Origin of the sequence: Thalassovita aquimarina (assembly GCF_018219815.1) — a bacterium.
GTDB classification, from domain to species: domain Bacteria; phylum Pseudomonadota; class Alphaproteobacteria; order Rhodobacterales; family Rhodobacteraceae; genus Thalassobius; species Thalassobius aquimarinus.
In genome coordinates this window covers 1-3454 of record NZ_JADMKU010000046.1, presented here as the reverse complement: position 1 = coordinate 3454, position 3454 = coordinate 1, and the positions used below count along the sequence as shown (strand labels likewise).

Here is a 3454-nt window from a genome sequence, read left to right as displayed (position 1 = left end):
TCAGACATTTTACCGCTCGTTTTTCGAACGGTGAATCACGCCACCCGGCGGAAATCAATGGGTCCTGACCCTAGGCTCCAGACTCATTGATTTTCACAGCCAGAAGATGACGGTTGCGGCGAGAGCGACGGCCGAGAGGAAGACCTCCGGACATCTGTCGTAACGCGTCGCGACACGGCGCCAGTCCTTCAACCTGCCGAACATGATCTCGATCCGGTTGCGGCGCTTGTAACGGCGCTTGTCGTATTTGACCGGCTTGCCGCGCGATTTCCGGCCCGGAATGCAGGGCTTGATCCCCTTGTCTTTCAGGGCCTCGCGGAACCAGTCTGCGTCATATCCGCGATCTCCCAGCAGCCATTCGGCCCTCGGCAGACCATCCAGCAGTGCCGCCGCACCGGTATAATCGCTGACCTGGCCGGCGGTCATGAAGAACCGCAATGGGCGGCCGTTGGTGTCGGTCACGGCATGCAGTTTCGTGTTCATGCCGCCCTTGGTGCGCCCGATCAGGCGGCCACACCCCCCTTTTTGCCCCGCAGGCTGGAGGCCGTGCGGTGGGCTTTCAGGTAAGTCGCGTCAATCATGATGGTAGTCTGGTCCGCCGCCTCGGAGGCCAGCCCCTCGAAGATCCGGGCGAACACGCCCATCTCGCTCCAGCGCTTCCAGCGATTGTAGAGCGTCTTCGGCGGCCCGTATTCCTTCGGCGCATCGCACCAGCGCAACCCATTGCGATTGATGAAGATAATGCCGCTCAACACGCGCCGATCATCGACGCGTGGCTTGCCATGACTCTTCGGGAAATAGGGCCGTAGCCGCGCCATCTGCTCGTCGCTCAGCCAGAAAAGATTGCTCATTATGCCCTCTGTTTTTGAGGGCACGTGAATCACGCAACCAAATCAGCCGCAAGCCGATTAATGGGTCTGGAGCCTAGCTGGTCCGTTTATAGATTGGATGCTTTCAAAGGAGGTTGCACGCATCTCATAGAGTACGCGCGTTGCGTCGGCACCATAGCAAGATACAATTTTACGGCGAACCTTCGGCCCATTTTCCGAAAATGTAAACGTTCTTGTTGCGAAGCCTTTAGACCTGAACTAGAGGAAGAAATTAACCAGTGTGAAGTATCTTTGATACCTGTTGATTATAGTGTACTTAGATACGGTTTTATTTTGGTTCTGAGTAGCGTGTGATACGGCCTCTTGAGGTATAGCCTAGAAAGATGCTATGCGCGGCGACGAAGCAAGATTGCCCCTATAGCTCAGCTGGTAGAGCAAATGATTTGTAATCATTAGGTCCGCGGTTCGAGTCCGTGTGGGGGCACCATTTTACACACACACGGAGCCGACCGGGTAAGATAAGGGTTCGAGTCCGTGTGGGGGCACCATTTCCCTTCAGAATAAAGACGTTAACCTCCATCTTTCTCAAACCGGGCGGACAAAACCGGGCACAGCGAGATCACCGCGCCCGGTAACTATCGCCCATATTTGAGCTCGGGCGGGTTTCCTGAAGCCCTGTCACGGCTCCATCTCCTTGATATCGATATCGTCCTTCCTCCCAAATCCTCGCCCAGATACCTGCCGCCCCCCCTTGGCACTGGTGCGAACCGAGCCTGACACCTGCCGCGCATTCAAGCGATCGCGATCCGGACATTCGGGCGTGAACTCGCAAGGGACAGGGAAGACCTACGGATGACTAGTGCGCCCTGAGTCATTGCTTTCCGTCCAATCCATCCCCGACAGCGCGACGTTTTCGAGCGCATGAACAAGGGGATTGACAGCAAGGGTAGCGATCGCTAACTTATCCATCATGACACAGGACTTGTTTTACATCTCGCCCGACGATTCCCCGGCCAAGCGGCGCATCATGAAAGACGGGCTTCACCTGTTCGCGACGCGCGGGCTGTCGGCCACCTCGATCCGGGATATCGCGGCGGCGACCGGGTACAGCAACCCGGCGCTTTACAAGCATTTCAAGTCCAAGGATGCGCTGGCCATCACCTTGTTCGAACGGTCCTACAGGGAAATGGCCCGGCAGGTCGCTCTGGCGACAAGCAGGGCCGACGGATTCGAGATGAAGTTTTCCGCCTACATCTCTGCCTTCGCAGCATTTTACGACAACTGCCCCGACGCCGCGATCTTCGTATCGGACAATCTGCCAGCGCTTTGGCCCCAGGTTGCCGAGGCTTTTCACGGCCAGACGATCATGACCCACACACGGGAATTGCTGAGCCTGGGCAAGAAGGAAGGTTTGGTGTCCGATGATATCAGCCTGCCGATGCAGCTTATCCTTGTTACCGGCATGTTGAGCCAAACGATCCGCCAACAGTTTCTGGGCGAACTTGTCGGCCCCATTTCCGTTCACTGCAATGAAGTGGAGAAGATTTTGAGAAAGGGCCTCGCCTAGAGCCCCTTTTTTGCCCGCGAAGTTAGCGTTTGCTTACCTCGTAACACAACAAACCCGCCGCTTCACCCGTTTCGAAAGGAGACACCTGAAACCCCAACACCACCCTGCCCATCCCCGGCCCGCCCCCTGCCAGGCGCGGGCATGACCACCCTAGAAACAGGGAATGTATCATTCCCCTGACCTGAATCTCGGAAGATCAACCATGCAAGCTATCAACCACGCAGCCACTGCGCTCATCCTCAAACGCAAATTCCCATCCGCACCGCTGATGGGACTTATCCTGGCCACCGAAGCGGTCGAATACCTTTGGGTCGGCCTTAATATCATCGGTGTCGAAAAAACCATCGTGGACACACCTATGAAGTCGGTTGCGGATGTTCACCTTGTGCATATGCCGTTTTCCCATTCCATCGCGACCAGCGTGATCATCGCAGCCCTTGTCGGTCTCATCGTGTTCTGGCGCAGCGGGAAAGCAGCGTCCGCCGTTTCGATCGCGATCGGCCTTGGCGTCTTTTCCCATATCGTGCTCGATCTCCTCGTCCACGCACCCGACATCGCGCTGACCCCGCTTATCGGTTCGCCCAAGTTCGGCACCGGACTCTATTCCAACCTGCCGCTGCCTGCCCTCGTGCTGGAAACGCTCTGGGGTGTGTTTTGCTGGTACTACTACCGTGGCAGCAAGAAATTGCTGGGGCTGATTCTGGCGCTTGGCGCAGCCAGCATTCCGATCTACTCGGCGGCGATCAATATCGGCGAAGCGGCGCTCAGCGGTCACAACGTCATCTTCGCGTTCGTGATCATGGGCCAAATGGTCGCCACCTCGGCGCTGGTCTGGATCTTTGCCCGCGAAAAGGACGACCAGGCTGCAATCCAGGCAGCCGTGTAATCGGGACCTGCAACGCGGTCTTGGGCGATTGCGCCCAAGACCTGGCGCAGGATGATGGCCCGGCGGGCATCATGGTCCTGCGGACAAAACACAAAAAAACGGCGCGGGATTTCCGCGCCGTTTCTTTTTGCCGGGGTGGTCCCGCTCAGATGTGGATCACCCGGTCGAAGG

The 3454-nt window shown here is 57.3% G+C and carries 3 protein-coding genes and 1 tRNA gene; 3 read left to right on the top strand and 1 reads right to left on the bottom strand.

Annotated elements, in window-relative coordinates; translation table 11 throughout:
- Nucleotides 1-93: 93 nt before the first annotated feature.
- Nucleotides 94-851 (bottom strand): IS5 family transposase gene (locus IT775_RS21035; protein ID WP_212703211.1). Its coding sequence is split into 2 segments (ribosomal slippage): nucleotides 94-515 and nucleotides 515-851, totalling 759 coding nucleotides; the frame shifts between segments, so codons are not numbered across the junction.
- 390 nt (nucleotides 852-1241) lie between these two features.
- Here IT775_RS21035 and IT775_RS21030 point away from each other — a divergent pair.
- The 3 genes from IT775_RS21030 to IT775_RS21020 all read left to right on the top strand — a co-directional run bounded on the left by IT775_RS21030 (nucleotide 1242) and on the right by IT775_RS21020 (nucleotide 3283).
- Nucleotides 1242-1317: transfer RNA gene (locus IT775_RS21030), tRNA-Thr, on the top strand.
- A 483-nt stretch (nucleotides 1318-1800) separates the two neighbouring features.
- A complete protein-coding gene (locus IT775_RS21025) occupies nucleotides 1801-2397 on the top strand; it encodes a TetR/AcrR family transcriptional regulator (protein WP_212703210.1) in 597 nt (198 codons plus the stop codon).
- Nucleotides 2398-2560: 163 nt separating this feature from the next.
- Nucleotides 2561-3283: a metal-dependent hydrolase gene (locus IT775_RS21020; RefSeq protein WP_212703209.1), complete on the top strand. Its 723-nt coding sequence runs from the start codon at nucleotides 2561-2563 to the stop codon at nucleotides 3281-3283.
- The last annotated feature ends 171 nt before the right edge of the window (nucleotides 3284-3454 follow it).

Excerpts from the sequence above, each read along its gene's own strand:
- IT775_RS21020 (WP_212703209.1), top strand. The coding sequence starts at position 2,561 with ATGTATCATTCCCCTGACCTGAATCTCGGAAGATCAACCATGCAAGCT.
- IT775_RS21025 (WP_212703210.1), top strand. The coding sequence starts at position 1,801 with ATGACACAGGACTTGTTTTACATCTCGCCCGACGATTCCCCGGCCAAG.